Genomic DNA, 14,318 nt, shown 5'->3' with positions numbered 1-14,318 from the left:
GGCCACATCGCCGCACCGTCGTCGATGTCGCCGCGCAGTAGTTCGCGTAGCACCGCGTCCTGTTCGGCTCCGGTTATCAGGCGAGGGGGCGGGTTGCCGTGCGCCGACGCCTGCAGCCGCAGTACCGCGAACGCGTACGAGTGGACGGTGCGCACCAGCGGTTCGCGCGTCGCGCGTGGCCCGGCGGTGACGCCCGCGCGCAGCAGCCCCGCGGTGATCGCTTCGCGGACGACCGTCGCGGCACGGCGCGAATGCGTCAGGACCAGCACCGACTCGGGCTCGGCGCCGGAGGCGATGCGGTGCACGGCAAGATCGACGAGCAACGAGGTCTTGCCTGTACCGGGACCGCCGAGAACCTGCCACGGACGCCACTGCGGCATCGGGGGAGCATCGGCGAACACCTGCCGCACGTCGTCGGGCCAGCTACGCGTGACCGCTGCGTCGTCCGGTCGCCGGACCAGGCGCGCAGCAGGGCGGCGCGGGCGGTCGGGAGAGCGCAGGTCGGCGTCGATCATGCGCCCATTCGACCAGACGGGTCCGACAGGTTCGTCCCGCTACCGGCTGTCCCGACCGCTCACGGCGACTGCGATAGTTGTGGGCGTGAGCGCATCCGCATCGTCATCGCTGCACACCGGGCTGTTCGGACCGGACGACGGCCCGCAACTGCTCGCCCTGCACGGACTGACCGGGCACGGTCGCCGGTGGCAGTACCTCGCCGAACGACACCTGCCGGACGTCCGCGTCGTTGCGCCCGATCTGCGCGGTCACGGCCGATCACCCTGGATCCCGCCCTGGAACTTCGAAACCCACGTCCAGGACCTCCTGGGCGTGCTCGACGCACATACCTCGGGGCCTGTGACGGTGGTGGGGCATTCGTTCGGTGGCGCGCTGGCGCTGCACCTCGCGGTGGCGGCTCCGGAGCGCGTGCGCGCGCTCGTGTTGCTCGATCCGGCGATCGGGCTGCCCGCCGATCGGATGCTAGAGATCGCGGACCTGACCTACCGCTACCCCGACTACACCGACGCGGCGGAGGCCCGGTCCGAGAAGGTGCACGGCGATTGGAGTGAGGTCGCGGACGAGCTGCTCGACGCGGAGATCGCGGAGCACCTCGTCGGAACCGGGTCGGGACGGGTGGGCTGGCGTGTGTGCGTGCCGGCACTCGTCGCGTCGTGGGGCGAACTGGCGCGCGAGCCCGTACTGCCCCCCGCGCACATTCCGACGTGCCTGGTCCGTGCGGGAAAAGTACAACCGCCGTACACGACCGAGCGGTTCCGTGACGCGCTCACGGCACGACTCGGCGCGAACCTGACAATGGTCGAATTCGACTGCGATCACATGATCGAGCAGGCACGGCCCGCCGAGAGCGCGGCCGTCATCCGGGCGGTGCTGTAGATGGCAACCACGACCGACGAGCAGATCGAGCGTGTGCGCGAGCTCGTCGCGTCCATTCCCGTCGGTCGGGTCGCGACCTACGGCGACATCGCCGCGGCGGCGGGGCTGTCCAGTGCCCGCACCGTCGGCTGGATCATGCGGACCGACACCGCGGACCTGCCGTGGCACCGTGTGGTGCCCGCGTCCGGGAAGCCCACCGCGCACCTGGCGCATCGCCAGCTGTCGCGGCTCGCGCTCGAGGGCACGCCACTCCGCGACGACAGGGTGGATCTGGCGCGTGCGCGCCACCGCTTCTGACCGGTCACACCACCACCGGCGGGGATACCGGATCACCATCGGATCCGGTTTCCAGTTCCGGCACACGCACACCGAACGGTTCCGTGTCGCCGCCGGTGCCCAGTTCCGCCGTGACCTCGTCGATCACGGCGATGATGTGGTGGCGGGCGAGGGTCGCCGCGAGGGCCCGCCGGGTGGCGAGGTCGAGCGTGGTGCCGGACGGATTGGAATGGTCCGGCATCAGGTACGCGATGGTCGGCGCGTGCTGTCGCGCGACCCGGTCGACGGCGGCGACGATTCCGGCCGGGTGTGCCGCGTCGACCGCGACGGGCACGGGGGTTCCGCCGATCGCTGTGATCGCATCCAGTCCCTCCGGATAGCTGGGATGTTCGTGCAGGACCCGGCAACCCGGCACCAGGAGTGTGCGGAGGACGACATCGAGCGCGTCGCCGGCACCGGCGGTGACGAGCACCTGCTCGGCGTCGGTGGGCAATCCCCGTGCGGTGTACCGCGCCGCAACCGTCCGCCGGAGTGCGGGTAGCCCGTCCGGGACGTAGCCGTGGGAGTCCGTGTGCAGCCCGAAGTGTTTCAGGCCACGTTCGTAGGCCGGACCGAGGTAGGGCGACGCCCGCGGTGCGGCAACGCCGAGATCGAGTGGGCCACCGGCACCGCGCAGCGCATCACCCCGCGGCACCCGCCCGGCCGGTGCCGCGACATAGGTGCCGGAACCGTGGCGGGTGGCCACCCAGCCGTGCTGTCGCAGCTCCCGGTCCTGGGGACACGGGCTCCATCCAGTCCACTTTGCCAGGGAGGACTGCTCTGCGCGATCCAATTCGGCGCCACAATCGTTCTCGTGCTCACTCTGCTGATCGTCCTGTCCGCACTCGCCTTGTCCGCGGGCTCGTGGACCGTGATCGAGACCGCCCGCGGCGGGCGATGCGGACTCGACGGCCCGCCGCGCAGCACCCGCGGCTGACCGTTCGGGTATCCACCGCACCGTCCGGACACCGGTGCGGCAGCATGGACACATGACCACGCTGACCGACGTCGAAGCCGTCATCGTCGCCGGAGGGCGCGGCGCGAGAATGGGCGGAGTCGACAAGCCCGCCCTCGTCGTCGGAGGACGGCGCATGCTCGACACCGCACTCGCCGCCGTCTCCGGATGCGCGCGCGTCACGGTGGTCGGGCCGCATCGGGACACCCTCGGTCCCACGATCGTCCAGGTGCAGGAACACCCGGAAGGATCGGGCCCGGTGGCCGCGCTCGCCGCCGCCGACCCCTCCGCCGAGTTCGTGGTGACGCTGGCTGCCGATCTGCCGTTCGTCGATGCCCGCACGGTTGTCACGCTCCTCGAGGCGCTGAGCGCCGATCCCGAGGCCGAAGCCGCATTCGCGGTGGACGACGACGGACGGCTGCAGTTCCTGCTCGCGGTGTGGCACGGCCACTGCCTCGCCGCGCGGCTCTCCGCGCTGGGCGGAAGCGTCGTCAACCAGCCGATGAAGGCGCTGCTGCCCGAACGCTACGTCACGGTCGCGGTGCCCGGGACCGCCGACTGCGACACACCCGAAGACCTGCGCGCAGTCCGCGCCGCGCACGATCACGGCACCGTCGCAGCCGATCCGGATCATGCCCGCCGATTGGTCCGGGAAGCGTTGCAACTCTTACCGGTTCGTTCGGTTCCAGTGTCCGAGTCGTTCGGCGCGACACTTGCCGCCCCGCTCGTGGCCGCCGAGGCACTACCGCCGGTGGCGACCTCCGCGATGGACGGATACGCGGTGGCCGGCAGCGGCCCCTGGGCGCTGCGCACGGAAGTGCGTGCCGCCGGTGCCGGCGGCGGTTTCGTCCTCCACGACGGCGAAGCCGCACGGATCGCGACGGGAGCGCACCTGCCGTCCGGGGCGACCGCCGTGGTCCGCGACGAGCACGTCCGCGTGACCGAGAATCTGGTCACCAGATTGCCGGACGCTCCGGTGCGCGACGACGCCCGCAGCCGCGGCGAAGACTGGCAGCCGGGATTCGTGCTCGCCGAGGCCGGTACCGCCGTCACGCCCGCGGTCGTCTCGGTCGCAGCGAGCGGTGAGGTCACACACGTGGAAGTGCGCGGACCGGTGCGGGTCCACGTAGTTGTCAGTGGCGACGAGATCCGGCGCAGTGGGCCGCTGCGCGAAGGCCAGACCCGCGATTCGCTGGGGCCTGTGCTGCAGCGTTTCCTGCAGTGGTGCGGTGCCGAAGTGAGCAGCGAGGCGCACCTGCGCGACACCGTCGACGGCTTCGACACCCTGCTGCGCAGCACCGTCCGGGCCGATGCGCTCGTCATCGTCGGGGCCACCGGCGGCGGGGCCGCCGATCATCTCCGGGGCGCGCTCGGCCGGGCGGGTGCACGCGTCGTCGTCGAGCGGGTGCGCTGCAAACCCGGCGGTTCCCAGGTGGCCGCGGTCCTGCCCGACGGGCGTGCGGTCCTGGGATTGCCCGGCAACCCGGTGGCCGCGGTGGCGACACTGCTCGTGATGCTGCCCGCGATCATCGACGGGCGCACCGGCCGAAACCCTGCTCCGCCGCTGCGCGCGCCGCTCGCGAATGCGTCGGAGGTTGCCGGCGACATCACCCGGCTCCTTCCGGCACGTCAACTCGAGGACGGCCGCTGGCTGTGCGACAACGCAATTCGAACCGCTCATCTCGCCGGTCTGATCGGACGCGGCGCTATCGCGGTGGTGCCACCGGGCGCCACCGACGACGATCCTGTCGAACTCGTCCCGCTACCGAACTGATCGGCTGGACACCCGTTCCCGCGCAGCCGTGAAATAGCGGCGGGCGACGAGATCGACCACCGAATCGGTCACCCCCAGCGGAGCCGAGACACCATCGGCCCCGGCATCCTGGAGCCGCGTATGGAACAGTCCCTCCGCGAGCAGATACGACGCGATGAACACCCGTCGCGCGCCCTGTTCCCGGAGCGAGGCCACCACGTGCGGGACGCGCGGCTCGCCGGTGGCGACGTAGCCGACGCGGACGGTCGAGCGCACGAGCGCCGACAACATCCGCGCCGCGTGGCGCACATCGCGCAGCGCCCGCGGATCGGACGATCCGGCGGCGGCGAGAACCACCGCATCTCCGGGGCGCCATCCGGTTTCGGTCAAGCGCTGCAGGAGGACGCGGGCGAGCACCGGATCCGGCCCCAGCGCGGGGGTGATCGAGACCGCATCATGGCCACTGTCGGCCACCTCACGCGGTACGTCGGTATGCACGTGGTATCCGGACGCGAGAAATGCCGGAACGAGCACGGTGGGACGCGTGGCATCGCGCAGCGCCTCGGCGGGCGACGGGCCGAGGACGTCGACGAAGGCGACGCGGGTCGCCCCGACCCGGCGCGACACGGAATCGGCGAGGCGCGCGATCATTTCGACGCCGCGCGGGTTGCGGGTGCCGTGTGCGACGAGCAGCAGGGCGGGATCGGTCATGTCCTACATTCCTTCCGGATCGACCGCCAGGCGGTAACCGCGTTTGACGACGGTCTGCACGATGGCCGGGGCCCCGAGCGCCGCGCGCAGTCGGGCGACGGCGGTTTCGACGGCGTGGGTGTCGCCCCCGCCACCGGGGAGAGCAGCGAGCAGTTCCTCCCGAGGCACCACACGTCCGGGTCGCGCCGCGAGGGTGCGGAGCAGTGCCATACCCGCGGGAGCGAGACAGCGCATCCCGTCGTCGACCATCACGCACCGGCCGCGCAGTCCGAGTTCGTGACCCCCCGCTTCGATGCGGAGGGCGCGGCGGGGTAATTCCTCGGCGAGATGGCGAGCGAGCGACCCGAGGCGGGCCCGGGACGGCATCGTGACGGGCACATCGAGTTCGACGAGGGGCGCGGCCGTCACAGGTCCCACGCATACCGCGGCCACCCCGGTACGCAGCGCGCGCAGCATCAGTTCCAGCGTGCCGGTTTCCTTGGCCCGCATCAGCATCGACGCCACGGCCGGTGCACTGGTGAAGCTGACCGCGTCGAGGCCGTAGTCGGCGATCTGCTCGATCATGCGGTCCAGGACGGCCGGGTCTTCGGGGGGAGTCCATCGGTAGACGGGGACGGCGATGACATCGGCTCCTGCCGCGCGCAGTACCTCGCACATGTCTGCGCCAGGTTCCCATTCGGTGCGTTCACCGTGCAACTGCACCGCGATGCGCAGGCCGTCGACACCTTCCGCCAGGAGATGTTCGAGTACTTCCGCGGACGATTCCGATGCCGGCGACCATTCCTCGCGAAGTTCGGCGGCGCGGATCGCGCCGGTGACCTTCGGGCCGCGGGCGAGGATGCGGCTGCGCGACAGCGCCCGGGAGAGTTCCTCGGACAGACCCCAACCGTCCGCCGCCCCTACCCAGCCGCGGAACCCGATCGCGGTGGTCGCGACCGTGATGTGCGGCGGATCGGCAACGATACTGCGCGTGACGCGCTCGAGCTCGGTGTCGTCCGACAGGGGAATGATGCGGATGGCCGGCGCGTGCACCACCTCCGCACCGCGGCGGGTGAGAAGCGTGGCGAATTCCTCCGCACGCCGTGCCGCCGTGACGCCGATGGTGAATCCGCGCAGCGGCGCATTCTCGTGGCTCACGAAGCCACGCCGGTACCGGCCGGGCCGTGCTGGCCGCCGGAACGGGGAAACTGACTGTGGATCTGCACGACGCCCGCCCACACCCGCACGTCGTAGACGGGCAACCGCACCGACGGGTCATCCAGGCAGCGACCGTCGTCCAGCGAGAAAACCTGCTTGAGGAGCGGTGACGCGACGGTGGGTTCGCTGCCACGGTCGCCCACGATGCCCCGAGACATCACCGCGGCGCATCCGAACGGGTCGATGTTGCCGACGGCGCGCAACGAGCCGTCGTCCAGCAGGAACAGGGCCACCTGCTCCCCGCCGCGCAGCAGCACCGCCACGCCGAGGCCGGGGATGAGATTGCTGAGCGGGCAAGCCGAGGTCCATTCCAGCCGACCGTCGAACACGCTCGCGCGTGCCGACCCCCCTGCATTGTGCGTCTCGATGACCGTCATCTTGGTACTCCTTCTCGCTACTGCTGTCCTGCATTCTGGCGACCGGGTGTTTCGGATGCGTTACCCTCCGATTCCCGCCGGGTAATACAGCTTCCCCGGGTGATACAGCGCCTTCAGCGGGACTCGACCGGCCGGACACCCGGCATCCCCACCAGCACCGGAACCTTGCGTTTGCCGGACTCGTCGAACCGCACCGTCGGATCTGCTTCCTCCGGCGCATTGACGAACGACACGAACCGCGCCAGCTTCTCCGGGTCTTCGAGCACGCCGGCCCATTCGTCCTTGTATCCGGCGACGTGCTTGGCCATCGCAGCCTCGAGGTCCGCGGCGATGCCGAGACTGTCGTTGCACACGACATCCGCGAGATGCTCGAGCCCGCCGTCGAGGGCTTCGAGCCACGGAGCGGTGCGCTGGAGCCGGTCTGCGGTACGGATGTAGAACATGAGGAATCGGTCGATGTACCTGACGAGGGTCTCGTCGTCCAGTCCACCGGCGAGCAACCGGGCGTGCTTCGGCGATTGCCCGCCGTTGCCGCACACGTACAGGTTCCAGCCGTTCTCGGTGGCGATCACCCCGATATCTTTGCCGCGGGCCTCGGCACATTCCCGGGCGCAGCCGGACACACCGAACTTGAATTTGTGCGGCGCGCGCAGACCGCGGTAGCGCAGCTCGAGGTCCACGGCCATTCCGACGGAGTCCTGCACTCCGTAGCGGCACCACGTCGAACCGACACAGCTCTTGACCGTGCGCAGCGACTTGCCGTAGGCCTGTCCGGATTCCATCCCGGCGTCGACGAGACGCTTCCAGATGAGCGGGAGCTGCTCCACCCGGGCACCGAACATGTCGATGCGCTGACCACCGGTCATCTTCACGTACAGGCCGAAGTCACGTGCGACTTCTCCGATGACGATGAGTTGCTCGGGCGTGCATTCGCCGCCGGGCATCCGCGGCACCACCGAGTAGGTGCCGTTCTTCTGGATATTGGCGAGGAAGTGGTCGTTCGTGTCCTGCAGGCCGGCCTGGTTGCGGTGAAGGATGTGATCGGAGTCCGTGGACGCGAGGATGGACGCGACCACGGGCTTGCAGATATCGCATCCGCGACCGGTGCCGTACTGGGAGATCAGCGTCGAGAACGTGCGGATCTGCGTGGCCTGCACGATCTCGAACAGCTCCGCGCGGGACTGCTCGAAGTGTTCGCACAGTGCCTTCGACATCTGCACACCCGATTTGGTGAGCAACTGCTTGATGGTCGGCAGACATCCCCCGCACGTGGTGCCTGCGTTGGTGCAGGATTTGACCTGCGCGATGTCGCACGCGCCGTCCGCGATCGCCCCGCAGATCGCGCCCTTGGTGACGCCGTTGCACGAGCAGACCTCGGCGTCGTCGGGGAGCGAGCCGATACCGGGCTTCTCCCCCGCCGGAGAGATCAGGGACGCCGGATCGCCCGGCAGCTCGCGCCCTACCAGCGGGCGCAGCGACCCGTACGCCGAGGCATCACCGACGAGAATTCCGCCGAGCAGCGTCTTCGCATCGTCCGACACGACGAGCTTGGCGTAGGTGCCCTTCGCCGAATCCGACAGCACCACTTCGAGTGCACCCGGCGTGGCGGCGTGGGCGTCGCCGAAACTGGCGACGTCCACGCCGAGCAGCTTGAGTTTGGTGGACAGGTCGGCGCCCGGGAAGTCCGCGTTTCCCCCGAGCAACCGGTCGGCGACCACCTCGGCGGTACTGTAACCGGGGGCGACGAGTCCGTAACAGGTTCCCTCGACCGCCGCGCATTCACCGATCGCGAAGATCGCCTCGTCGGTGGTGGAGCGGCACGCGAGGTCGGTGAGAACGCCGCCGCGGCTACCGATCTCGAGACCGGCGTCGCGAGCGAGGGTGTCCTGCGGGCGTACACCGGCGGAGAACACCAGTACGGACGCGTCGATGGTCGATCCGTCGGACAATTCGACAACGAGTCCCTTTGTGCTCTCGCTGATTCCGGCGGTGCCGACACCGGTGTGCACGGTCGGCCCGAGGTCGGTGACGAGGCGTTCGAGGACACGGCCGCCGCCTTCGTCGACCTGCAACGGCATCAGGCGGGGCGCGAACTCCACCACGTGTGGGGTCATGCCCATGAGCTGGAGCGCGTTGGCGGCCTCGAGTCCGAGCAGGCCGCCGCCGACGACCACCCCGACAGGCCGCTCACCGGTGCCCGCACCGGCCGATTCGGCGGCGTCACGGATGCCGTCGAGGTCGTCGAGGGTGCGGTAGACGAAGCATCCGGGCAGATCCTTGCCGGGGATGGGCGGCACGAACGGGTACGAGCCGGTGGCGAAAACCAGTGCGTCATAACGGAATTCTTCACCAGTGTCCGTTGTGACGATGCGCGCCGCTCGATCCACCGCCGCGGCGCGGGTTCCGAGCCGCAGGTCGACGAGGTCGTCTCCGGCGTACTCGTTGCCCGCGAGCGCCAGTGCCCCGCGTTCCCATGCGCCGACGTAGGAGGACAGACCCACCCGGTCGTAGGCGGGTTCGGATTCCTCGCACAGCACCGTCACCGACCACGTGTCGTGCTCGTCGCGTGTGCGCAGGGCCTCCACGAATCGGTGCCCGACCATTCCGTGTCCGACGACGACGACGTTCTTGCGGCTCATGGTTTTCTCTTTCTCTTCGTGCTGTGGAGCTTTGGTGCGGGTGAAGCGGCGACCGGCGCGATGCGTCAGACTGTGGCTCCGGACATGGGTGGCGTGGCCGCGGACGCGGCGCCGTTCGGGACGGTGTCGCCGCCGGAGTTGTGGTGCGGACGACGCAGGAAGACGACCCAGGTGACCGCGATGCAGACCACGTAGAAGATCCCGAATACCCAGAACGCCATCGTCGCGGATTGTGCCGTTCCGCCGTACGAGGCCCGGAAGACCAGGTTGATTCCGACGCCGCCGAGTCCGCCGATGGCACCGGCGAATCCGATGAGAGCGCCGGACATGCTGCGCGACCAGGCGGCTCTGGCAGCGCGGTCGAGGTCGTCGAGTCCCTGCGCCTTCGCCTCGAAGATCGACGGGATCATCTTGTACACCGAGCCGTTGCCCAAACCGGAGAGCAGGAACAGGGCGATGAAGCCGAGCACCATCGCGGTCATGACTCCTCCGGTCGCGGCGCCGGGGCTCGCGTCGTCGAGGGTGCCGGCGACGATGAGGACTCCGGCGGCGAGTGCCATCGCGACGAAGGTGTAGAGGGTGATCTTGCCGCCACCGACCCGGTCGGCGAGCTTGCCGCCGAGAGGACGCGAAATCGAGCCCAGCAGCGGGCCGATGAACGCGATCTGCGCGGCGTGCAGGGCGGCCTGCGCAGGCGTGTCGCCACCGGCAAGGTAGTTGATCTGCAGGACCTGGCCGAACGCGAAACCGAACCCGATGAACGAACCGAAGGTGCCGATGTAGAGAAACGAAATGACCCATGAGTCACCGAATTTCAGGGCCCGGCCCATCGCACGCAGATCGGCCTTCTGGTCACCGAGGTTGTCCATGAACACCGCGGCGCCGAGTGCGGCCGCCGAACACAGCACCAGGTAGATGGCACACACGATCCACGGCGCGGTGTTACCGATCGTCGCGATGACGAGCAGTCCGATCAACTGGATGACCGGGACGCCGATGTTGCCGCCGCCCGCGTTGAGGCCGAGTGCCCACCCTTTCAGGCGCTGCGGATAGAAGGCATTGATATTGGTCATCGACGAGGCGAAGTTGCCGCCACCGACACCGGCGAGCGCAGCGACCAGCATGAAGGTGGTGTACGAGTGTCCGGGGTCGAGCACCAGATACAGGGTGGCCAGGGTCGGCACCAAGAGGACGAGCGCACTGAAGATCGTCCAGTTGCGGCCCCCGAACCGCGCGGTCGCGACGGTGTACGGGATGCGCAGGATCGACCCCACCAGGGTCGGGACGGCGACGAGGAAGAACTTTCCGGCCGCGTCGATGCCGTACACCTCGGTAGGCATGAACAGCACCATCACCGACCAGACCGACCACACGGAGAATCCGACGTGCTCGGCGACGACGGACCAGATCAGGTTTCGCTTGGCGACCTCCTTGCCGCCGGACTCCCACGCGCCGACATCTTCGGCGTCCCAGTTGCCGATGTAGTGATTGCGCGCGAATTTCTCTCGCAGCGTTTCGAATCCGGCCGTAGCGCCCACGCCGTTCACCCCTCTCAGGTCTGTGATGAACCCAAGTTAGGAAACAGGTGTTGCGCCGGTGCTGCGGGCGGTGACCTTCGCGTCAAGAGATCCTCACGTCCACTCTTCCGAGGATGTGAGGGCCGGGTGACGCGAATTACAGGAGCAGACGGACCAGATCCGCGGTGTGCGCGAGCCCCGGGAACGCTTCCTCTGTGGACCGCGGGTGCAGCGCGTGAACCGCAAGCCGGAAGATCACCGCGCGCAGCAGCATCTGCGGCCACTCGGGCAGGTCCTCCCAGCGGACGATCAGCGCATCGTCGGCGCCTCCCCACGACAGGGCGTCGACGACGGCCACCGCCGCCGCCCACGAAGCGGGCCGCCAGTACGGGGTGATATCGGTCAGGCCGGGAGCGGCGCGTCCCGCGAACAGCACAGTGCCGAACAGGTCGCCGTGGACCAGCTGATCGGGCAGGTGCACCGGCTTACGGAAGGTCGCGAGTTGCGCGATCAGGTCGAGGCTCTTGCGGCCGTCGGGGGTCACCGTCTCGGGAGCGCCGGCCGCACGAGCGGTGCGCAGCGGCACGGTCTCCCAGGCCGCACGGTCCGCAGCGACGAACACGTCGACGTCTGCCCACGGTGCGACCGGCGGCTGCATGAGAAAGCGGGGCCGCTCGAGCTGCGCGGTCGCCGCATGCAACCGCAACGACAGCGACACCACCTCGTCGTGACGCGGTTCCGAGGTTCCGACGATGTAGGTGTCGGCACGCCATCCGGAGACGACGTACCGCCCGTCGGTGGCCCGGACGGGCCGGGCGAGCCGCACCCCGTCCACCGTGAGCGTTTCCCTGACCTTCGCCGACCAGGCGGCGCGGGCGTGGTCGGCGACCGGGGACAGGACCACGTCTCCACACCTGAAGCCTCCGTCCCAATCGGCGCCGAGCGGGCTCGGTTCGACGTCGCGGAGTCCGAACGTGGAGCACACGTGCTGCGGGGGTTCGAGTGGGCTCACGCCGCTCACGGTACCGCCGTGACCCGCACGGACGACGAAGGCACTCCGCTGAGCGAGGTCACAGCCCGGTCTCGCCGGAACTCTCGCATCTCCGTCCCGAAGGCGCGGTACCTCAGTAGATCGGCAATGACGGATCGATCTGCTGCGCCCACGCGACGATTCCGCCGTGCAGGTGGGTGGCGTCGGCGAACCCGGCGCGCCGCAGGGTCGCGAGGACCTCCGCCGACCGGATACCGGTCTTGCAGTACACCACGATCGGCGTGTGCTGCGGCAGCTCGGCCAGCGCCTCCCCCGACAGGATGCGGTCCTTGGGAACGAGCCGGGCACCGTCGATGTGCACGATGTCCCACTCGACCCGCTCGCGCACGTCGATCAGCGCGACCTCCCGTCCGGAGCCGAGCATGCGCTGCAACTCGGTGGGGGTGATCGTCGCATCGACCGCCGCGGCGGACGCCTCGTCGGAGACGACCCCGCAGAACTCGTCGTAGTCGATCAGTTCGGTGACCGGAACACGACCCGGGTCGCGGCGCAGGAGCACCGTGCGGAACGTCATGGCGAGAGCGTCGTAGATCATCAGCCGGCCCAGCAGGCTCTCCCCGATTCCGGTGATGAGCTTGATCGCCTCGGTCGCCATGATCGACCCCACGGTCGCGGGCAGCACCCCGAGCACTCCCCCTTCGGCGCATGAGGGCACCAACCCCGGCGGCGGCGCCTCGGGATACAGGTCGCGGTAGTTCAGTCCGCGCCCGCCGGGAGCGGATTCCCAGAACACCGACACCTGACCTTCGAAGCGGAAGATCGAGCCCCACACATACGGCTTGCCGGCGAGAATCGCGGCGTCGTTGACCAGGTAGCGGGTCGCGAAGTTGTCGGTGCCGTCCAGGATCAGGTCGTACTGCTCGAACAGCGCCACGGCATTGGCGGACTCGAGCCGCACCGGGTGCAGCCGCACCCGCACGTTGTCGTTGATGCCGAGGATGCTGTCGCGGGCGCTTTCGCCCTTCGGGCGTCCCACGTCCGCCTGGCCGTGGATGACCTGCCGCTGCAGATTCGACGCGTCCACCTCGTCGAATTCGACGATGCCGATGGTGCCGACCCCGGCCGCCGCGAGGTACAGCAACGCGGGTGAACCGAGCCCACCGGCCCCGATGAACAACACCTTCGCGTTCTTGAGGCGCTTCTGCCCGGTGACGCCGACATTCGGGATGATCAGGTGCCGGCTGTACCGCGCGATCTCCTCCCGGCCGAGTTCGGCCGCGGGCTCCACGAGAGGCGGGAGCGCGGGCGAGTCCACGAGTGTCGGTGAAATGGTCACTGAAGGCCTCCTCGGCCGGGTCGGGTGCTGCCCATTGTTCCACCGGTCCTGCCGGCCGACCGGCATCGCCGGCGCGGGGCGGTCACGCTCGGGGATAGGGCCACGAGTTGTACCGGCAGGTCAAGCCGTCGGCGCGGACGACACCGTCCGGATCGAGTCGCGAGATGTCGTCGTTGGACGTGCCGAACGTCTGCTGCATCATGATCGGTGCGAGCCCGTCCTGGCCGCCGCACGGTTCGTGCCCTGCGAACCCGATGGCATGCCCGACCTCGTGGTTGATCAGGTATTGGCGGTAGGACCCCAGGTCACCGTGGAACGCGACGGCCCCGCGCACCCATCGCGCCTCGTTGAGGAGAACCCTGCCGAGGCCCGGATTGAAGCACGATCCTTCGAGTTCGATGTCGTATCCGCATCCCTGCCGGATCGTCATCTGGGAGGTGAGAGAGATCCGGAAATCGGGGTTACCGCTGTCGACACGCCGGAATGCCACGTCGGTGTTGCCGATCCAGCTCCGCGGATCGGCCAGAGTCTCGTCGACCATCCGGACGAATGCGTCGGCACCGCCGTACCCGGTGACATCCACGCCGTCCTCGGTTTCCACGGTATATGTGAACACACGTGCAACACCGGCGCCGACCTGTTCGGTGGTCCCGGGCACGATGCGCCACGTGCCCGCACCGGCCACGGTGAACGGTCCACCGCCTGGCAGCTCCCCGGACGGAAGTTCGGCGGGGAACCGGCCGTCCGCGGGCGGTACCTCGGCGATGATGCCGGGTTCGGTCTCGACGACGGTGGTGTCCTCGGTGGTCGCAGTGCCACCGTCGCGAGCTGCGTCCCACACGACGAACACGGTCGCGGCGGCGAGGATGGGTACGGCGTACGCGCGCCACCCGTAGGTGGCGACGAAACGGCCGAGCCGCGTCGTTTTGCGGACGTTCCGGGTGGGACGGGGCCGACGCGGAGGTCGGGGGGTACTGCCGACCGGGTCCCACTGCGCACGCAACGGCTGGTTGGACGTCCGTCTCGGGGACCGCGGCTCGTCGGGTGGCCGCTGCGGTGTCTGCGGAGAGCCGTGGGGTGCTCTTTGTGCGCGCAATCCTCCTCGGTCGGTCACGGCTGTCAGGATGTCATATCC

The 14,318-nt window shown here is 69.2% G+C and carries 14 protein-coding genes; 4 read left to right on the top strand and 10 right to left on the bottom strand.

Annotation, left to right across the window (positions count from 1 at the left end; translation table 11 throughout):
* Positions 1–515: UvrD-helicase domain-containing protein (locus tag Q8814_RS19095; RefSeq protein WP_330153565.1), on the bottom strand; the 515-nt coding region annotated here is incomplete at its 3' end.
* 85 nt (positions 516–600) lie between these two features.
* On the opposite strand from Q8814_RS19095, the gene Q8814_RS19090 reads away from it, so the two are divergent.
* Together Q8814_RS19090 and Q8814_RS19085 are read left to right on the top strand one after the other, a co-directional pair.
* Positions 601–1,392, top strand: coding sequence for an alpha/beta fold hydrolase (locus Q8814_RS19090; protein ID WP_330153564.1), 792 nt, complete (start codon positions 601–603; stop codon positions 1,390–1,392).
* A complete protein-coding gene (locus Q8814_RS19085) occupies positions 1,393–1,689 on the top strand; it encodes an MGMT family protein (protein ID WP_330153563.1) in 297 nt (98 codons plus the stop codon). It begins immediately after the preceding gene.
* Positions 1,690–1,693: 4 nt separating this feature from the next.
* Here the strand turns inward: Q8814_RS19085 and Q8814_RS19080 are convergent, their stop codons facing one another.
* The gene (locus tag Q8814_RS19080; protein ID WP_330153562.1) at positions 1,694–2,413 is read right to left on the bottom strand and encodes an aminotransferase class I/II-fold pyridoxal phosphate-dependent enzyme; all 720 of its coding nucleotides are present in this window, start codon (positions 2,411–2,413) and stop codon (positions 1,694–1,696) included.
* Positions 2,414–2,521: 108 nt separating this feature from the next.
* Between Q8814_RS19080 and Q8814_RS19075 the strand changes: the two genes are divergently transcribed.
* Together Q8814_RS19075 and Q8814_RS19070 are read left to right on the top strand one after the other, a co-directional pair.
* Positions 2,522–2,644: a hypothetical protein gene (locus Q8814_RS19075; protein ID WP_330153561.1), complete on the top strand. Its 123-nt coding sequence runs from the start codon at positions 2,522–2,524 to the stop codon at positions 2,642–2,644.
* 52 nt (positions 2,645–2,696) lie between these two features.
* On the top strand, positions 2,697–4,436 hold the full coding sequence (locus tag Q8814_RS19070) for an NTP transferase domain-containing protein (RefSeq protein WP_330153560.1): 1,740 nt from the start codon (positions 2,697–2,699) through the stop codon (positions 4,434–4,436).
* Here the strand turns inward: Q8814_RS19070 and Q8814_RS19065 are convergent.
* The 8 genes from Q8814_RS19065 to Q8814_RS19030 form a co-directional block, all read right to left on the bottom strand.
* Complete coding sequence (locus Q8814_RS19065; RefSeq protein WP_330153559.1) at positions 4,425–5,126, bottom strand: sirohydrochlorin chelatase; 702 nt, start codon at positions 5,124–5,126, stop codon at positions 4,425–4,427. The genes Q8814_RS19070 and Q8814_RS19065 overlap by 12 nt on opposite strands.
* Before the next feature lie 3 nt (positions 5,127–5,129).
* Complete coding sequence (locus Q8814_RS19060) at positions 5,130–6,263, bottom strand: uroporphyrinogen-III synthase (protein WP_330153558.1); 1,134 nt, start codon at positions 6,261–6,263, stop codon at positions 5,130–5,132.
* Positions 6,260–6,700 carry a nitrite reductase small subunit NirD gene (gene nirD, locus Q8814_RS19055; RefSeq protein WP_330153557.1) on the bottom strand — a complete coding sequence of 147 codons (441 nt, stop codon included), beginning with the start codon at positions 6,698–6,700 and terminating at the stop codon, positions 6,260–6,262. Before nirD ends, Q8814_RS19060 begins: the two co-directional genes overlap by 4 nt.
* A 113-nt stretch (positions 6,701–6,813) precedes the next feature.
* Complete coding sequence (gene nirB, locus Q8814_RS19050) at positions 6,814–9,339, bottom strand: nitrite reductase large subunit NirB (RefSeq protein ID WP_330153556.1); 2,526 nt, start codon at positions 9,337–9,339, stop codon at positions 6,814–6,816.
* 65 nt (positions 9,340–9,404) lie between these two features.
* On the bottom strand, positions 9,405–10,877 hold the full coding sequence (locus tag Q8814_RS19045; protein ID WP_408015936.1) for a nitrate/nitrite transporter: 1,473 nt from the start codon (positions 10,875–10,877) through the stop codon (positions 9,405–9,407).
* Between the two features lie 136 nt (positions 10,878–11,013).
* Positions 11,014–11,868, bottom strand: coding sequence for a TIGR02569 family protein (locus Q8814_RS19040; protein ID WP_330153555.1), 855 nt, complete (start codon positions 11,866–11,868; stop codon positions 11,014–11,016).
* 112 nt (positions 11,869–11,980) lie between these two features.
* On the bottom strand, positions 11,981–13,183 hold the full coding sequence (gene moeZ, locus Q8814_RS19035; protein ID WP_330153554.1) for an adenylyltransferase/sulfurtransferase MoeZ: 1,203 nt from the start codon (positions 13,181–13,183) through the stop codon (positions 11,981–11,983).
* Between the two features lie 82 nt (positions 13,184–13,265).
* A complete protein-coding gene (locus tag Q8814_RS19030; protein ID WP_408015937.1) occupies positions 13,266–14,297 on the bottom strand; it encodes a DUF3152 domain-containing protein in 1,032 nt (343 codons plus the stop codon).
* Positions 14,298–14,318 lie beyond the last annotated feature (21 nt).

Origin of the sequence: Rhodococcus chondri (assembly GCF_036327435.1) — a bacterium.
Taxonomy (GTDB): Bacteria; Actinomycetota; Actinomycetes; order Mycobacteriales; family Mycobacteriaceae; genus Rhodococcus; species Rhodococcus chondri.
The sequence above is the reverse complement of the archived record's forward strand: the minus strand, read 5'-3'. Positions and strand labels throughout refer to the sequence as shown.